Origin of the sequence: Pedobacter sp. AK017, from assembly GCF_014200825.1 — a bacterium.
Taxonomy (GTDB): Bacteria; Bacteroidota; Bacteroidia; order Sphingobacteriales; family Sphingobacteriaceae; genus Pedobacter; species Pedobacter heparinus.
The window spans coordinates 215,210-229,758 of sequence record NZ_JACHCW010000006.1 but is presented as its reverse complement, the minus strand read 5'-3'; the positions used below and the strand labels follow the sequence as shown (position 1 = coordinate 229,758).

The window sequence follows — 14,549 nt, the reverse complement described above, 5'->3', positions numbered from 1 at the left end:
AATATTTGATATTTTTACAGAGATTTTGATTTATTGGATAATCTTACTCTTAGAATAAAAATTATTCCGCTACAGTTAAACCTGATTGTTATTTCTGACTACTTCCGTCGAAAGTAATTGATAAACTATTTCTGCTATCTTATAAGCCAGAAATGGCGGAACTGCATTTCCTACCTGATGAAACTGATCCGTGCGGGCACCGCAAAACCAATAATTATCCGGGAATGTCTGAATTCTGGCTGCTTCTCTGACAGTTAAACTACGGCATTGAATATGATCATAATGAATGAAATAATGACCGTCTTTACTGATATGACTTGTAATTGTAGTTGCCGGAGTATCTGGCATCTGGACTCTGAATCTGTCTGTAAAGTTACCAGACTCTGCGCTGTCGTGATCAGGGAGCAATTCTTCGTCGAATAACTTGTAGTCTCTTAGTTTTGGAAATCTGTTAAATTTAACAGAAAATAAAGCAGCAAAAAGGTATCTTTTTAAATCCTGTGTTAAGTGACTTCTGGATTCGTGCTGTATTACACCTTTAATTTTTGCATCAGTATACCAGCTTGCAAGAGGATGTTTCTTATTAATCAGAATTTTGGTATAGTTATGATAAAGACAACCAATAGATGACGGCACATTTTTGGGATTAACATCTGCATCCAAATCAAGCTTTTGAGAAATTTCCGTACGAATTTTTGAAGTGAGTTCAGCCCAATTCTCTGGAGAATCCTCTGCCTTAGTATAAAACCGCTTTTTCTTAAATCCACCTTTTTTTAAATCTGGCACCAGAGTGCTATGAGTGAAAGTTCTGTTCATTCCACTTCTTATTTTAGGTAACTTATCGATAACCGACTTCAGTTTCACTTCTTCTGCAAAGTTTAATATCCCAGGCGGAGTTACAACATCTTCACGGACACCTAATAAAATAACCCGGTGACGTCTCTGTGGAATACCATAATCTTCAGCTTTAATAAGATAATCCGCATCATTCTTAATATTGTCGGTAACAAGTGAATAGATTCTATAACCAGGCGAATTATGTTCTCCAAATACAGATGCCGGATCACATAAATCACGCAATATCCACCCAAATATTTTTTCACCATCGAGTTTTGCAGAGAGCAACCCCTCAACATTTTCCATTACGAAAACCGCAGGATGATGCCGGGCGATAATACGCAGGTATTCCTTATAAAGATAAACACGAGGATCATCCTTATAAATACCTCCTACCCGAGACCTGCCGGCATTGGAATAGGCCTGGCAAGGCGGACCACCGATAAGTACCCAATGTGCTTCATTTCCCACTAATTCAGCAATTCGTTGATCAACCTGTGGCTCTGCAGTCTCTCCCAAAGTTGCTAACCAGGCCTCATTTGAAGCTTCCCGAAACTCTTCAGGAAAATTTTGATACAGTTCAGCTATTTCAATTTTTCCCTTTAAGAACTCATAATATTCGTCTGGCAATCCTCCAAAAGGAAACTGTCTTACAAATGACCGAAGGGTAAGTGTCTGGTGAGCATGATAATCTTTCTCAATAGATAATTTGATTTTAAAAACACGTTCTTTGTCAGCGTCTAATAAAGAGCTGAACCCTTCAGCTAAGCCTCCTGGACCTGCAAATAAATCAATAATTGGAAAAGGCATGAATCTAAACTAAGGATCGAAGATATAAATATTAAAGTTATTGGCAATGATAATATGAGTTGAAAATACCGAAATTACACTAAACCAACAACGATAATAAATTTGAAAGTGTTGATTCAATTTTTGCCTTTTTTAAATCGCATTCCCAGATTTCTATAACTTTCCATCCACCTTCTGTTAGTGACTGCCTGGCATTAAGATCCTTAGTTATATTACCATTGATTTTATTTAGCCACCAATCAGTTCGGGTCTTGGGAACCACATAATATTTACAACCTTCATGTCCATGCCAGAAGCAACCATGAACAAATATTACTGTTTTATATTTGGGTAATACTATATCCGGTTTTCCTGGAAGATCTTTTACATGAATACGATAACGAAATCCATTTTTATGCAGAAACTTACGTACTAAAAGTTCTGGTTTGGTATCCTTCCCTTTGATTTTGCTCATGTTGTAAGAGCGGGTTTCTTTGGAGTGCACGTCAGCCATAGTTGAATAACATCATTATGTAATAATCGTTTTATCAATGCTTACATTTCATGTATAATGCATTTTCGCTAAATTAGTTGTAATAAAAAAATTATCACACCCAAAGCTTAGATAACTATGTATTCACACCACATGTACATGTCGGACTCGGAGTTTAATTATTTAATTGAACGAAACTGCCAATTAATTGACACTGCTATTAAACACTTTAAAGGCTTACCCAGTGAAGAATTTAAAATATTTGGCTTGAGATGCGGAGGAAACAACAGATCATCCTTTATGTCCTATTATATAAGACATAAATATATAGTTTATCGATGTTTCACCTTCGATGATATAAACAATACAATAAATGAAATGAAGTTAAAAATTGATAAGGAAATTGAACGGGATAAAATCCGTAGAAGTAAATTGCTAAAAATGGCATAAATTTTATATGTTATGACATTTGAACCAGTTATACCCAACTTTTATTCCTTTAAATTGAAGGTAAATGCAAGATTATTAACCATTCCTCAAAAGCGGTTCTTTTTCGATTGCATAAACAAGATCTACTATGTAAATGATAAGGTTGTTTATAGAGGTACCAAAAGGAGTCAGCTACAATCGGTATATGGCCTACAAGATTCACATTTTGCTTCTGAATTCCGTTACCCGTTGTTTACTCTTGGCGCGAAAGCAACTATGTTCGGCCCTGACGGTCTGCCAGGGATAAATGAAATTGAAATTGCCCAAACTGGTAGCAATATGTATAAGCTTCTTTTCCGTATGCTCAGCAACCTTCTCAACAGAGAATTTCCTTTTAGTGCAACCAGAAACGCATTAAAGACGTTTCGGGCGAATGAGCAAGAAGTGGCGCAATATTTTCGGAATCAAAATAATGAACGTCATTTTTTAGATCGGGTTGGCACACTTACACAAAGACAGAAAATCTATATAAGAGATCACTATCTCGCCCTTTTACATCATGTAAGCAAAAGCGAATATTACAACTCTTCATTTTTACTTAGCGCAACAAGTAGCTTTCGTCAGGCACATAGATTTGCGTGGAAAGATGAGGCAGAAAACAGCGAGAACCCCTTAATACTTTTTGGCTGGGTCCCGAAAAACTATGAGGGCTTGTTAAGCACACCGAGGTCGTCGTCGGTAAGAAGCAAGATTGATGTCGATAGACTTGGCTTACCGATATACCATCAAAGTTTCTTTCCATGGCAGCAAGAAGTAACATTAAAAGGCGGATTGCTGCCACACTACACCTTGGGTTACTTATACTATCAGGGCGGTGCCCTAATATTTGAAATCAACCCTGCTCTATTTGCTACAGATGAAACATGGAATGGAAGAGAATTGCCCGTTGACCAAAGTACGTTTCATCAACGAATTCGAAATACCATCTACGGGAAATATTTCAGCATGGATGAGAATGCGAACTTTCAACAGCACAGAGTTTAATAACTTAAAGATCCGAATATTTGACTTAAACCTTATTATTTTTCCTGATCCTGCTTCTGAAATACCTTTCCGTCTCCTTATCCATAAAATACACATAACAGGCATTCATCCCTCTGCCCAAGAGTACCCGGTAGGTATTTTTCACCAGCTGCAAAAAATCTCTACTTCCTTTTACCTGCCCATCATAACTATGTTCAGGAAAGCCCTCCCACTCTGCGGTATCTGGATTATATCGGAGGTCTTTGCCAAAGATCACTCCTGAATAATCAAACTCAAAACCCTGGGCGGTATAAACACAACCCACCTGATCTATGCCGCCTTCATCATATGCCCAGTACTGCGATTTTGGAATGCCTTTGCGCATGCCGGTAAGTCCCTCTGGCGCATTCCAGGGTCTGATATAATCGCCGATAGCTACGTCATTGACCAGTTCCTTATTTTCATCCAGCTGTTTAGACCAGGGCCAGCAGAACCCCGCACTTACCCTGGCCGTATATCCTTCTGCAACTTTAGCACGGATAGCCGCTTCAAGCGCCTCTGGTGATTCCATGATCACAAATTTGAAATTGGGCTCATCTATCCATTCGGCATGTGCGGTATTGCGGATCTTTAACATATGGTCTATCCAGTCGCTATACCGCTCGGATCCACCATTGCGAAACTGGGCCTGGAGGTCATATTCATAAACTTTACATCCCGCAGCTTCAGCATGTTCTTTAATGAATGCTGCCGAACCGATTTCGCCCTTGCGCACCACCTGGTAATCATCTATCAGAAACACCGATACTTTTGCGGCATTCAACAGATCATGCACCTGGAGCTTTCCTGTGGATTTAAAGGGATACCCGGTTTTTTCACGGATGCGGTGGGCTTCATCCATCAGCAAAACATCAATTTCGTTTGATTTGGCTTCGCCATAGGACATAAAATACTTGAGTAAGCTGCTGGAATTTGCACCCAGTATTTTACGGAGGGTTTCGGTAAATGCTTTAGATCCTGTGGCGTAGTGTGCATTCAGGCCTGATGCGGTAAGATCAGCCAGGAGTTGCAATCCTATAACGGATTTGCCAGTACCAGCTCCCCCTTTTACGATGATGGCATGTTTTTGCTGGTGTTCCAATCCTTTTTGCACGATGCTCATTACGGCATCGTATACGATCAGCTGTTCATCGAGCAGGATGTAATCGCCCTGCGCTCTTGCCCTGCCGAATAATTTCAATTCGCCTTTGAGTTTCTGTTTAATTACTGTTGAGACTTGTTTCAATAATTTCTTGGAGGGCCTTAACCTGCTCTCTTCAATCTCGGCCAGTACTTCCATACCATCGCCCTGTTTTACTTTGCTGGTGATGAAATTGGAAAGTCCGGTCCGGTCTTCGGAGGTATAGATAGGAAACCTGGTTAAAGCTTGCTGAAACCTGGCATCGATAAGTACGTCATCTTTTACATAGGTATAGTTGTGCAGGTAGCTGCAGGCCGATAGTGTTACAGGATCTTCACCTTCATAAAACACGGTACTGTTGTCTTGAAGGTAATACATGTAATTGCCTACCTGAACACTGGGGTGCAATACGGGTCGGTTACCACCGCCTACCCAGGTTACTACATAATCGCTGTCGTAATCTGTAAAGATGCATTTGTCCCACTGCTTTAGTTCTATAATTACAGCGTTCTTTTTTTGCGTTTCGTCTTTTCCGCAGATGACTACATCAATGCGTTTACCGCTTAATGGCAATTTATACTCGACCATTATACCCTGGTCTGTAAGTCCGGCACGCTCCATGATGTCCGACAGGCGGAATAAGGAGTTACGCCAGGACATGACTTCGTTCTGTGACGGATAGAAGCTAAATTGCTTGAAGAATTCTTGTTTTAACAGATCAGCAATTTGGTTGTTTACATTAAGAGCTATGAAATTTGCTGAAGAGCCGGCATATAACCTCATAGTTCGTTGTATTTGGTTGCTGTACCTTTTGCTTTGTCTACAGGGTACTTCTCTGCATTCTTCGCAATTTTTTCCATTAGCATCTGCTTTACATCGAACCCGTATTTTTCTGCCAGTAAAAAAGCATAGGCCAATACATCGGCCAGTTCTTCTTTTACTTTTTCGGGTTTGGCTTGTTCATGGTTTTTCCAAAGGAAGGCTTCAAGCAATTCCCCTGCTTCGATATTTAAGGCCACTGCAAGGTCTTTTGGGTTATGGAATTGCTCCCAGTCCCGTTCATTTCTAAATTCAATCAATTTTGCGGTGATTTCTTCAATATCTTTCATAGGGATACCAATAAGTTAGAGCTAGTACTTAATTATTGGTAAATATGATGAAATTATAGCTGCGATGCAATTCCACTATACGAATGGCTTTGAAAGTGCTTATCAATCGTATTTATTGGAATATGGGTTCTGCTGTGATGCTATAGATTTCCATAAAAATCCCAGGGGTATTTGGCATTAATTACTACCTCTACTACATCACTAACAGTACACATCCTCCCACCTTGGGATCATAAACAAAATATTCTCTGGTACAATTCACTAAAAGTTACTGAAACAGAATTAAATTTCCTTTTTTCTCACAAATTCCATCAAAGTTCCTGAAATGAAAGAACTGCTTTTAAATCAGGAAAAACCGTTATAGTATTGCAGAATAAAACTGCGTAACGCTTGAGGTATTCAGAATATGTAATTTAAAATCCAGAAAATGTTTCAAATTAAAGGCGTAGAACTTTTTGACAAACTGATGTACTATGATGATTATGATCACCTTTCAGAAAGAGATCAATATATGATAAGCCTCATGCACAAAAAACTCAGTGATGCCGTATACAAACATTCTATTGATCTATGGAAAACATGGGCAGCAAAAGCCGCCGACACAAAAGACTCTGATTTAGAAGAACCCTTATGGAACTGTAAAGAGATTACAGAAAAATTAGTGAGAAGTATCACTACAGATATTTTATCTGAAAAAGTAATGCGGTTTTATGAAGCATATATCTATAACAACCACGAGTTCAGAAGGATTTGGAAATGGGCCAGACACGAATACGGTGGTTTAAAAAATGATCTGTATTGCATAATGTAGCACTATATTCTAAGCTTTGAAAGTTCGCCAGTTTTCCTGTCTAATTTCAAACCAATCACAGGCAATCCCTTCATAATTGAGCTGGCTGGTAATGACAAGACCTGATTTTAACAAAGCATTTTTTGATGCCAGATTTTCTAGGTATGCACTTCGAGATCTGCACCTGGCTTAATCTTTTATGCAACGAACTGAAAACCCGGATGCTTTTTCGCGTTCAACTCTGTCAATATATCCTTTATTATACAAATCGTAAGCTACAGCTAAAACGCCAGTCCGGGTTTTTGTCCACCAGATACCATCATATTTAATGCTCGAGAATATACCTTTCTCATCTCTGCCACCCCCTGGCAATGCCGTAAACTGCGTAATATTGGATTGCCCTAAGTCATACTCCCAATAGGTATTTCCTTGCTGCTGGATTTTCCCTCCTTCATACCGGGTCCCGCCAATATAGTTATACAATATGGCCCATTCGGCGTCACTTGGTATATGCCATCCCTCTGGTGAAAGTTCCTTAGGGTTATTTACAGCATACCAATTATAAAGCTTTCCATATACAGCTTCATTTGCTAAATTGTTGCCGTAAATGCAATATCCCCCCGTAAGGTCTGATTGCCATATCGCCTGATCTGCTAAATTTGGTATTGGAGTTCCATTTCTGTAACGTGTGGTTTTAAGGTTCTCCATCATCCAGGTCTGTGTACCGATCTTTATGGTTTTATAAATGTTGCCGTCAATATCAACAACAATATTGTCTTCAACAGGACGAGCTATAACAACCAGCTCCGCATTCAGTTTACCTGCCATATAAACCCCGTTAGCCTCCTGGTTGGCTGTTATAGTTGTTTTTCCAACAGATTTTATGGTTACCATGTTTCCGTTTATACTTGCGACATCCGGATTACTGCTGGTAAAGGTAATTAACCCTTTACTATTGCTTTTCGGGGTAGCCAGTTCGAAAGGAGCATCGCCCAGCATTTTACTTTCTATTGTAAAATCAGACATGACCGGCTGCTGTAAAACACCTATGGGAAACGTGGCTTGTATTGAATCTCTTTTATAACCTCCGGATGAAACCTGTATAGCTGTGATGGTGCATACGCCGCCTTTTTTCAACGTAACAACATTTCCTTCTATACTGGCTAAATTGCTATTGTTTACTTTATAAATGAAAGCACCGTCACTTTTACTTTTTGGAGCAGTGAGGATGAATGGTGCTTCGCCCAAAAGTTTTGGGGTAATTGTAAAATCACTTAATTCTGGTGAAATTAAATCAGACTCTTGCTGTTCACAACTGGTAAATTGTAGCAGCAGCGCCAACATCAGAACGTTAAATAAATATTTCATTGGTTATTTTTTGTTTGTTTGCTTCTGTTTAAACACAAGTCATGCCGTTCTTATAAACTACTTACAAGCGCCAATTAAGAAGAGAAATGATAATGCAGCTGTAGAAGCGTGAAATAAATCCTCAATTTTACTCAACTTCCTTTTTACTGCGATACCTATAAATTTCCCTGGACATCAATTGTTTATACAAAGGAATAAATTGCCACCAGCCATTGCTATCCCTGTCATGACATCTCTTTGTTCCCTGGGCAAGTATGAACCATCGCATGAACACATTTATAGCTACTAAAATAACTACAAACGCTTCCATTTTAATATGTCCATTCATCTTGCGTTAGGGATTCTAAACATAATGCAAAATAAGAAATGATTTGAGTTCTACTCTATTACCGCTACACTGCACTTTTCCGAACTTCCGGCAAAGTGCCGGCAAAATCCGGCAAGACGGCGATCATCCTTAGGTTTCTATTGTTCAAGCCTTTACGTTTGTGCTGTTGACTTGCAAGGAAACACCTATTAACAGAATATTTTACTTAAAAACCTATTATTATGGGAAAATTATCAAGAGGGTTTCTGGGAGGTTTCCAGGGACAATTGGGAACGGCTTATGGCTGTTTTTGGAGGCTGATGGACTTAATTAAGGCCATGCCAAGAAAGGTAAAGCGCCCGCCCACGGAGGCGCAGTTGCCAGTGCAGTTGAAATTTGCATTAATGACGGCATTTTTAAAACGTGTGGGGGCCATTATTAAAGTTGGTTTCCAAAATAAACCGGGCAATCAATCGGCAATGAATGCGGCAGTAGCCTATAACATCGGCAATGCCATAACTGGCGTATCACCTGATTTTCTGATCGACTTTACAAAACTGAAGTTTAGTGAGGGAGAATTACCGATGGCTTTTAATGCAGAGGTACTGATAGATACGCCTGCTACGGTGAAGTTTTTGTGGGAGTTGAACGTTGCGGGATCGGAAGATGGCAAACCTACAGATAAGGCGGTGTTTGTGGTGTTTAACCCGGTTAAGAACAAGCTGGTTACCCTGAGTGGTGTAGCGGTAAGGTCGGCCCTGGCTTACACTTTAGCGGTGCCTGCGAATTTTAGTGCCGATGAGGTTCATGTTTGGATGAGCATGGTAAGTGCGGATGGCAAACAGGTGTCGGAAAGTGTGTACCTGGGGCAGTTCTTGCTGCTTTAATTCATGTGCATTCCTGGGGCGGCTGTTGGGTTTGCCCCGGGATTGCATCAATTGTAAATGTTTAAATAAAGATATTATTATGAGAACCTTGAAATTATATCAGGAAATTAAAGCCGCAGGGGTATTGGAAGAAATGGCCCAGGATAGCAGGATGAATTACAGGCCTTATGTGTTGCTGGGTGCATTGCTTTTAACCTGGCCATTGTTACAGCATTGGCTGATTGCCGGTAACCCGGCAAATGGTTTTGTTGACGCCAGCATCTGGCTGCTGATCTTATTAAGCCTGATCTGCTTTATGACGATTACGGGCTTATGCTGGTGGTTGTTACATCGCTTTTGGATGTGTTTGGGTTTGCCTGTATTGGACAATATGGTTGTACAGTTTAAAAAAATGGAATCATGGCAACAGTTAGGATTTTACTGGGCATCGTTTGGTTTGCTGCTATTGGCAGCGGTTGGGGTGTTGGCAGCGGTGTTGTAAACAAGGAGCATACAACGCGGGTAATTGAATTTGCCCGTTCCCAAATCTGGGTTAAAGAAACCAGTGAAAATAGCAGCCCTGAAATTGACAGGTACAATGCTTATGCTGGTGTTAAGGCAGCACCCTGGTGCGCATCTTTTGTTTCGTATTGCTTTGGGAAAGCTGGCTTTGCCCAGCCCAGAACTGCCTGGAGCCCGTCCTTGTTCCCTAAAGATCGGCTGGTTAAAAATCCGCAGGCTGGAATGGTATTGGGCGTTTACTTTCCCGAGTTAAAACGAATTGCGCATTGTGCTTTGGTTGAAGGAGTTAAAGGCAACTGGGTAATTGCCATTGAGGGCAATTCGAACGCGGATGGTTCCCGTGAGGGAAATGGCGTGTACCGCAAAATCAGGCATGTAAGAACCATTTATCGCTATGCGGATTGGATAAAGAATAACAAGAAAGGAGGTTTACCATGACTGCTTTGGTTCGCTGGGTTTTATTGTCCGCCATGTTTTTGTCGGGCTGCGCTTTGTTCAAAAAAACGAGCAAAACAAAGACTACAGAAACAGAACGCATAGAAAAGAAAAGCGAATTAAATATGCTGGATTTAAAATCTGCCCATCGGCAGACCAGCATATTTACACTTTGGGATAGTGGAATGGTTTACCAGTACCAGGTTATTTTGGAAAAAACAGATGAGGCAAAATTGGCGGGAATAGAAGCTAATGAAGTGGGTACGGCAAAAAAGGTGATAGATAAGGTTTCCAAGCCCTGGGATTTATGGGTTTATTTGGGTGTTGGTATAATTTTAATTGGAGTATACTGGGTTTACAGAAAAATATGAACATGATTTTTTTACCAAAAAGATGAGAATACCTTACAAAAATAAATATCGCACTTTCTGTGGTTCGACGATTCAAATCTGTATAGATTCACCTAAACTAATCTTATAATTTATGACAGAAAAGAACAGCCGTTACATTGATCCACTCACCGATTATTCGGTAGCTTTTATTGATTTTGGTCCTCATGAGCTCGCCTGCGTCTCGGTTACGGATTTAAACGCTTAAAATGTCTAAAGAAGAACGTGAATTGTACGACTCAGATGTGAAAGCAAAATCTGATTGTAATGCGGGTATTCGCTACGCAGAAAAAAAAGCAGAGGAAGAGGGCAAGCTGGAAGAGAAATTGGAAATTGCCTGCAATCTCAAGAGCAAAGCAATAGCTTTTGAAATAATCGCTGAAACGACTGGTCTTTCTATTGACGAAATAGAAAAAATATAAATTTTATAACAAATCTGAATGCCATGGATCATTCCATGGCATTCAGATTACTAATTTTTTCTCATTTTATCTATTTTAAACGGCACTCCCATTAAACGCACGTTTGAGATGTCTTTTTCCATATTGAGCAATTGGAAAAACTTCAAATCGCATAACCAAGGAAACCAGCTTACTTTATCTCATCTTTATATATTTTGCCAGCAAACTGGATGGCACGTTTTTGTTACGCTAGAGTTCACTGTGATGATTTAACTTAATATTGTTAATTTCGAATACTAAATTTTTCAACTGAGTTCAAGGACCAGATTAAATAAATCATTTTTACAGAATCTATTATGCTTAAAAAGAAAAACACTGAGGACTATATTCTATTAATCTTTGCGATACTAGGGGTTGTTATCATAATTCTTACCGTCTTCAACTTCGCTTTTCATTCGCATGTTAGTTTCTTCGGAAATATTGATAATGATAAACTAAGTGCATTTTCTGGATTTATTGGGGGAATTGTTGGAACAATATTCAGTGCAACAGCAACCATTTTAGTCTGGATGGCCTTAAAGACCCATATGAATACGTTTGTCAAGCCCGTGAAATCAAAGACTAACGCAGATGCTTAGAAAAATAGCCTTCATTTACCAGCAGCACTTTAAATTTACGATAGCATTGAATGCATTTGTAAGCATAAGCATGTTGGTAATTTTCTGGGATAAGGGCTACAATCATTATCCATTGTATATGCTTGCTTTGTTCATGAAAGCTGTGGCTTACGGAATTTGTATAGCAGTTGAAAAAATGTTTTTACAGCCAAGAAATTATCATTTCCGCAATCTGGGCTTTAGCTACAGGATGATTTTTGGCTGGCTGTATGGCGTAGATTTATTAGTTTTCCTATTGGTTTTATTGTTGACTGGACTATGCAAAGCATTTATATAGATAGTGTTGCGCATCGCTACGGAGAAAACTATGCATTGAATAATGTTTACTTAAGCTGCAATGTGGGCGAAACAGTAGGTTTATTGGGCCGTAATGGTTCCGGGAAATCTACCCTGTTAAAAATCATGTTTGGAAGTATAAAACCCGATCATATGTACATGAAGCTGGGTGAACAGAAAATTAACCGTGCATATTTAACGGGCGAGGTAGCTTACCTGCCGCAGGATTATTTTATTCCGGGCCACTTAAAAATAAAGCCACTTATCGAAATGTATACCAATAAATACCGTAAGGAACTACGGGGATTGGAGATCATTGCTGAACATGAAAACAGCAGAATTGATGAGCTTTCGGGCGGGCAACGTAGATTGGTTGAGCTGCTGCTGATCCTTTATAGTGACAAGACATTTTTGTTATTGGATGAACCCTTTAGCCAGGTTTCGCCGGTATTGATTGAAGAAATGCAGCAACACCTGTTGAGGTTTAAAGAACTTAAAGGAATCATTTTAACTGATCACTATTATCAGCAGATCATAAATGCTTCCGACAGAATTGTATTGTTGCATAACGGCTGCAACTATGCGATTAAAGGTGTCGAAGATTTACAATTGCACGGTTACCTGAGAAATATAATATGAGTTTAAAAATAAAGTTTATGGTCAGAATTGTAGAATTGTTGCCCAGAGAGGCATTTGAATTCTGCCCGAACTCAGCATTACAGAAATAAAAAATCTGTAAATAGTTAAGGGGTATAAACTTTCCTGCTTATACCCCTTTCTTTTAAAAGAAAAAGTTTTTTTATTTGTTACAACCAATCCGCATAGCGATGAATACTGCGCTTGTGCCTTACTTTTCTATACACCCCATCGCCCTCCCTTGATCCGGCCAGACTGGTATTCGCCTCCAAGCCAACTATAAAATCTCCCTGTAACCGCTCCGTTATCCCACAATGTCCAATTCTTTTTAGTTTAGGGAAGTAAAGCCCATACACTATACCCGGTTTAGCTGCAGTAACCAGCCTAGAACGCGGAAAGAGAGAAGGCGACCAGGCTGTCCGGGGCCGTGCATAACCGGCCTGTCCAAAACACCAACTCACAAACGCCGCGCACCAGGGCGCAGGCGATTTGATACCCACGTAACTAAGATATCCCTTAACAGCGACACCGCAATTTTCACAATTTGTTTCCCTAATCCCGATTTGCGAACGGGCAATTTCGATGAAATTATTCTTTTCATAACTTATAATATTGCGGCCAAAGCTCCAACTGCTGCCAGCAGCAGCAAGCCAAACGATGCCCAATAAAAAACCAATTTTTGCCATAACACAAGCGAATTAAACTGTTCAACCATATCGCCCAAAGCGGGCAAACCCAAACTCAGCCAAAACCGCTGCAGCAACCACCAGCATAATCCGGTAACCAACATAAAGCAGATCATGCTAAACAGCACCAGCAACCAGATGCTCTGGTCGATATAACCAGCCGTAGGATCCGAATGCATAAGCAACTGCCTTACCAAGGGCCATAGCAACAGCAGTATGCCCAGCAATACATACCCTGTATAACCGGGCCATCTATTTACAAATGGCTCGCTTTCCGCAACACCATTCCTTATTATTTTCAAAGTATTCATAACATTAATTTTAATTTAAGATTATAGAGCTCTCACAATGTTCGAGATGACGATTGTAATAAAGAAGGCTGCCCGGGCGCTGTTTGCACGTTGCACGTCACCCTGTGTCCGCCTAAACTGCAAATCAGCAAGCCAAACAGCCTTCCATTTCAATTCAGCTTACAGCACAATAAACTCTCCTACATAAAAGGTATCAGATACCAGTTTTTTGTGAATTACCGAGCTAAAGCTGATGTAGCAATGCACCTCATCACCGCTGTAATCGGCGGGCAGCAACAAGTTGTAGCCTAAGGCCGAACGGGCAGCAGCGCCAGGCAAAGTCACAAAGCTGTCCTTTGCCGGATTATACACCACCACATTGGCCCTGTCTGTCGCATCCTTGTACTTGCCATCAGGCACCGTGTTCAGCCAGCTGAAGTCAATACGGGCAGCCACGGTAATGGCCACTTCTATGCCATTGGCCAGCAACAGCTTGCCTTTGTTGATCTTCAATTTACTGTAGTCGATACTGAAATTGGGTGCTACACCGGTAATGGCTTCACGCAGGTGATAGGATACGGCCTCATTCATCGCACTTGCCGAGCCATTCCCCGAACCAAAGCCCAGGTCAATAAAGCTGGAAAGGCGTGCCAGAAAGCCCGTAACCAAGCCAAATTTAAACCGCTGGTTAATCTGCGCCTGGGTTGCCGGCTTGTTGCTTACCCGGGGCAAACCCCTGATCACATCGCGGTTGCGCCAATAAGCCCCCACCACACTTCCTGTTTTGTTTCGGAACCCGCCAAGGATTCCCTGTCTGATAATACCCATGATTTTAAGGATTAAAAGGTTAATAAATCTGTTAATTCGGCATTCATCCTCAAAACCCTGCAGTGTTCATCAGCAGCAATGCCGCAACAAAGAGAAATAAAATCAAAAAGCTATAACAGTCCCACGGGTACGGGTACCCCCTATCCGAAAAGCTAAAAAGCTAGCCAACTGGTAGCAAACACAACAAAATTTTTATTAAGTTAATGCCATGGACCACA

Annotated in this window: 19 protein-coding genes; 10 read left to right on the top strand and 9 right to left on the bottom strand. The window is 40.4% G+C overall.

What is annotated here, in order from left to right:
* Positions 1-75 precede the first annotated feature (75 nt).
* Complete coding sequence (locus HDC92_RS10790; RefSeq protein ID WP_183874384.1) at positions 76-1,647, bottom strand: DNA cytosine methyltransferase; 1,572 nt, start codon at positions 1,645-1,647, stop codon at positions 76-78.
* A gap of 79 nt (positions 1,648-1,726) precedes the next feature.
* The gene (locus HDC92_RS10785; RefSeq protein WP_183874382.1) at positions 1,727-2,140 is read right to left on the bottom strand and encodes a very short patch repair endonuclease; all 414 of its coding nucleotides are present in this window, start codon (positions 2,138-2,140) and stop codon (positions 1,727-1,729) included.
* Positions 2,141-2,581: 441 nt separating this feature from the next.
* Here HDC92_RS10785 and HDC92_RS10780 point away from each other — a divergent pair, with 441 nt between their 5' ends.
* The gene (locus tag HDC92_RS10780; RefSeq protein ID WP_183874380.1) at positions 2,582-3,592 is read left to right on the top strand and encodes a hypothetical protein; all 1,011 of its coding nucleotides are present in this window, start codon (positions 2,582-2,584) and stop codon (positions 3,590-3,592) included.
* 25 nt (positions 3,593-3,617) lie between these two features.
* Here HDC92_RS10780 and HDC92_RS10775 read toward each other — a convergent pair whose 3' ends face one another.
* Positions 3,618-5,534, bottom strand: coding sequence for a DUF2075 domain-containing protein (locus HDC92_RS10775; RefSeq protein WP_183874378.1), 1,917 nt, complete (start codon positions 5,532-5,534; stop codon positions 3,618-3,620).
* On the bottom strand, positions 5,531-5,860 hold the full coding sequence (locus HDC92_RS10770; protein ID WP_183874376.1) for a nucleotide pyrophosphohydrolase: 330 nt from the start codon (positions 5,858-5,860) through the stop codon (positions 5,531-5,533). Before HDC92_RS10770 ends, HDC92_RS10775 begins: the two co-directional genes overlap by 4 nt.
* A gap of 427 nt (positions 5,861-6,287) precedes the next feature.
* On the opposite strand from HDC92_RS10770, the gene HDC92_RS10765 reads away from it, so the two are divergent.
* Positions 6,288-6,671: a hypothetical protein gene (locus HDC92_RS10765; RefSeq protein WP_183874374.1), complete on the top strand. Its 384-nt coding sequence runs from the start codon at positions 6,288-6,290 to the stop codon at positions 6,669-6,671.
* A gap of 168 nt (positions 6,672-6,839) precedes the next feature.
* On the opposite strand, the gene HDC92_RS10760 is transcribed toward HDC92_RS10765, so the two are convergent.
* Together HDC92_RS10760 and HDC92_RS10755 are read right to left on the bottom strand one after the other, a co-directional pair.
* Positions 6,840-8,018, bottom strand: coding sequence for an FISUMP domain-containing protein (locus HDC92_RS10760; RefSeq protein WP_183874372.1), 1,179 nt, complete (start codon positions 8,016-8,018; stop codon positions 6,840-6,842).
* A gap of 127 nt (positions 8,019-8,145) precedes the next feature.
* Positions 8,146-8,346, bottom strand: coding sequence for a DUF805 domain-containing protein (locus HDC92_RS10755; RefSeq protein ID WP_183874370.1), 201 nt, complete (start codon positions 8,344-8,346; stop codon positions 8,146-8,148).
* Between the two features lie 221 nt (positions 8,347-8,567).
* On the opposite strand from HDC92_RS10755, the gene HDC92_RS10750 reads away from it, so the two are divergent.
* The 8 genes from HDC92_RS10750 (at position 8,568) to HDC92_RS10715 (ending at position 12,530) form a co-directional block, all read left to right on the top strand.
* The gene (locus HDC92_RS10750; protein ID WP_183874368.1) at positions 8,568-9,212 is read left to right on the top strand and encodes a DUF6266 family protein; all 645 of its coding nucleotides are present in this window, start codon (positions 8,568-8,570) and stop codon (positions 9,210-9,212) included.
* A 79-nt stretch (positions 9,213-9,291) separates the two neighbouring features.
* Complete coding sequence (locus tag HDC92_RS10745; RefSeq protein ID WP_183874366.1) at positions 9,292-9,693, top strand: hypothetical protein; 402 nt, start codon at positions 9,292-9,294, stop codon at positions 9,691-9,693.
* Positions 9,612-10,151: a peptidoglycan-binding protein gene (locus HDC92_RS10740; RefSeq protein ID WP_183874364.1), complete on the top strand. Its 540-nt coding sequence runs from the start codon at positions 9,612-9,614 to the stop codon at positions 10,149-10,151. The genes HDC92_RS10745 and HDC92_RS10740 overlap by 82 nt, the downstream gene beginning before the upstream one ends.
* Positions 10,148-10,519, top strand: coding sequence for a hypothetical protein (locus HDC92_RS10735; RefSeq protein WP_183874362.1), 372 nt, complete (start codon positions 10,148-10,150; stop codon positions 10,517-10,519). Before HDC92_RS10740 ends, HDC92_RS10735 begins: the two co-directional genes overlap by 4 nt.
* 227 nt (positions 10,520-10,746) lie before the next feature.
* Positions 10,747-10,959 carry a hypothetical protein gene (locus tag HDC92_RS10730; protein ID WP_183874360.1) on the top strand — a complete coding sequence of 71 codons (213 nt, stop codon included), beginning with the start codon at positions 10,747-10,749 and terminating at the stop codon, positions 10,957-10,959.
* 335 nt (positions 10,960-11,294) lie between these two features.
* Complete coding sequence (locus HDC92_RS10725; protein ID WP_183874358.1) at positions 11,295-11,576, top strand: hypothetical protein; 282 nt, start codon at positions 11,295-11,297, stop codon at positions 11,574-11,576.
* A complete protein-coding gene (locus HDC92_RS10720) occupies positions 11,569-11,892 on the top strand; it encodes a hypothetical protein (protein ID WP_183874356.1) in 324 nt (107 codons plus the stop codon). The genes HDC92_RS10725 and HDC92_RS10720 overlap by 8 nt, the downstream gene beginning before the upstream one ends.
* Entirely contained in the window at positions 11,874-12,530 is a 657-nt protein-coding gene (locus tag HDC92_RS10715; RefSeq protein ID WP_183874354.1) for an ATP-binding cassette domain-containing protein, read from the top strand. Before HDC92_RS10720 ends, HDC92_RS10715 begins: the two co-directional genes overlap by 19 nt.
* 167 nt (positions 12,531-12,697) lie before the next feature.
* On the opposite strand, the gene HDC92_RS10710 is transcribed toward HDC92_RS10715, so the two are convergent.
* From HDC92_RS10710 to HDC92_RS10700, 3 genes are all read right to left on the bottom strand, one after another.
* Positions 12,698-13,213, bottom strand: a complete 516-nt coding sequence (locus tag HDC92_RS10710) for a C40 family peptidase (protein ID WP_255484507.1) — start codon at positions 13,211-13,213, stop codon at positions 12,698-12,700.
* Positions 13,132-13,524 (bottom strand): hypothetical protein, encoded by a 393-nt coding sequence (locus HDC92_RS10705; protein ID WP_183874352.1) that lies wholly within the window; start codon positions 13,522-13,524, stop codon positions 13,132-13,134. Before HDC92_RS10705 ends, HDC92_RS10710 begins: the two co-directional genes overlap by 82 nt.
* A gap of 159 nt (positions 13,525-13,683) precedes the next feature.
* Positions 13,684-14,331 (bottom strand): DUF6266 family protein, encoded by a 648-nt coding sequence (locus HDC92_RS10700; RefSeq protein WP_183874350.1) that lies wholly within the window; start codon positions 14,329-14,331, stop codon positions 13,684-13,686.
* Positions 14,332-14,549: the final 218 nt, after the last annotated feature.

Bases quoted from the DNA above. Each gene is read 5' to 3' on its own strand.
- HDC92_RS10790 (WP_183874384.1), bottom strand. From the start codon at position 1,647: ATGCCTTTTCCAATTATTGATTTATTTGCAGGTCCAGGAGGCTTAGCT.
- HDC92_RS10785 (WP_183874382.1), bottom strand. From the start codon at position 2,140: ATGGCTGACGTGCACTCCAAAGAAACCCGCTCTTACAACATGAGCAAA.
- HDC92_RS10780 (WP_183874380.1), top strand. From the start codon at position 2,582: ATGACATTTGAACCAGTTATACCCAACTTTTATTCCTTTAAATTGAAG.
- HDC92_RS10775 (WP_183874378.1), bottom strand. From the start codon at position 5,534: ATGAGGTTATATGCCGGCTCTTCAGCAAATTTCATAGCTCTTAATGTA.
- HDC92_RS10770 (WP_183874376.1), bottom strand. From the start codon at position 5,860: ATGAAAGATATTGAAGAAATCACCGCAAAATTGATTGAATTTAGAAAT.
- HDC92_RS10765 (WP_183874374.1), top strand. From the start codon at position 6,288: ATGTTTCAAATTAAAGGCGTAGAACTTTTTGACAAACTGATGTACTAT.
- HDC92_RS10760 (WP_183874372.1), bottom strand. From the start codon at position 8,018: ATGAAATATTTATTTAACGTTCTGATGTTGGCGCTGCTGCTACAATTT.
- HDC92_RS10755 (WP_183874370.1), bottom strand. From the start codon at position 8,346: ATGAATGGACATATTAAAATGGAAGCGTTTGTAGTTATTTTAGTAGCT.
- HDC92_RS10750 (WP_183874368.1), top strand. From the start codon at position 8,568: ATGGGAAAATTATCAAGAGGGTTTCTGGGAGGTTTCCAGGGACAATTG.
- HDC92_RS10745 (WP_183874366.1), top strand. From the start codon at position 9,292: ATGAGAACCTTGAAATTATATCAGGAAATTAAAGCCGCAGGGGTATTG.
- HDC92_RS10740 (WP_183874364.1), top strand. From the start codon at position 9,612: ATGGCAACAGTTAGGATTTTACTGGGCATCGTTTGGTTTGCTGCTATT.
- HDC92_RS10735 (WP_183874362.1), top strand. From the start codon at position 10,148: ATGACTGCTTTGGTTCGCTGGGTTTTATTGTCCGCCATGTTTTTGTCG.
- HDC92_RS10730 (WP_183874360.1), top strand. From the start codon at position 10,747: ATGTCTAAAGAAGAACGTGAATTGTACGACTCAGATGTGAAAGCAAAA.
- HDC92_RS10725 (WP_183874358.1), top strand. From the start codon at position 11,295: ATGCTTAAAAAGAAAAACACTGAGGACTATATTCTATTAATCTTTGCG.
- HDC92_RS10720 (WP_183874356.1), top strand. From the start codon at position 11,569: ATGCTTAGAAAAATAGCCTTCATTTACCAGCAGCACTTTAAATTTACG.
- HDC92_RS10715 (WP_183874354.1), top strand. From the start codon at position 11,874: ATGCAAAGCATTTATATAGATAGTGTTGCGCATCGCTACGGAGAAAAC.
- HDC92_RS10710 (WP_255484507.1), bottom strand. From the start codon at position 13,213: ATGGCAAAAATTGGTTTTTTATTGGGCATCGTTTGGCTTGCTGCTGCT.
- HDC92_RS10705 (WP_183874352.1), bottom strand. From the start codon at position 13,524: ATGAATACTTTGAAAATAATAAGGAATGGTGTTGCGGAAAGCGAGCCA.
- HDC92_RS10700 (WP_183874350.1), bottom strand. From the start codon at position 14,331: ATGGGTATTATCAGACAGGGAATCCTTGGCGGGTTCCGAAACAAAACA.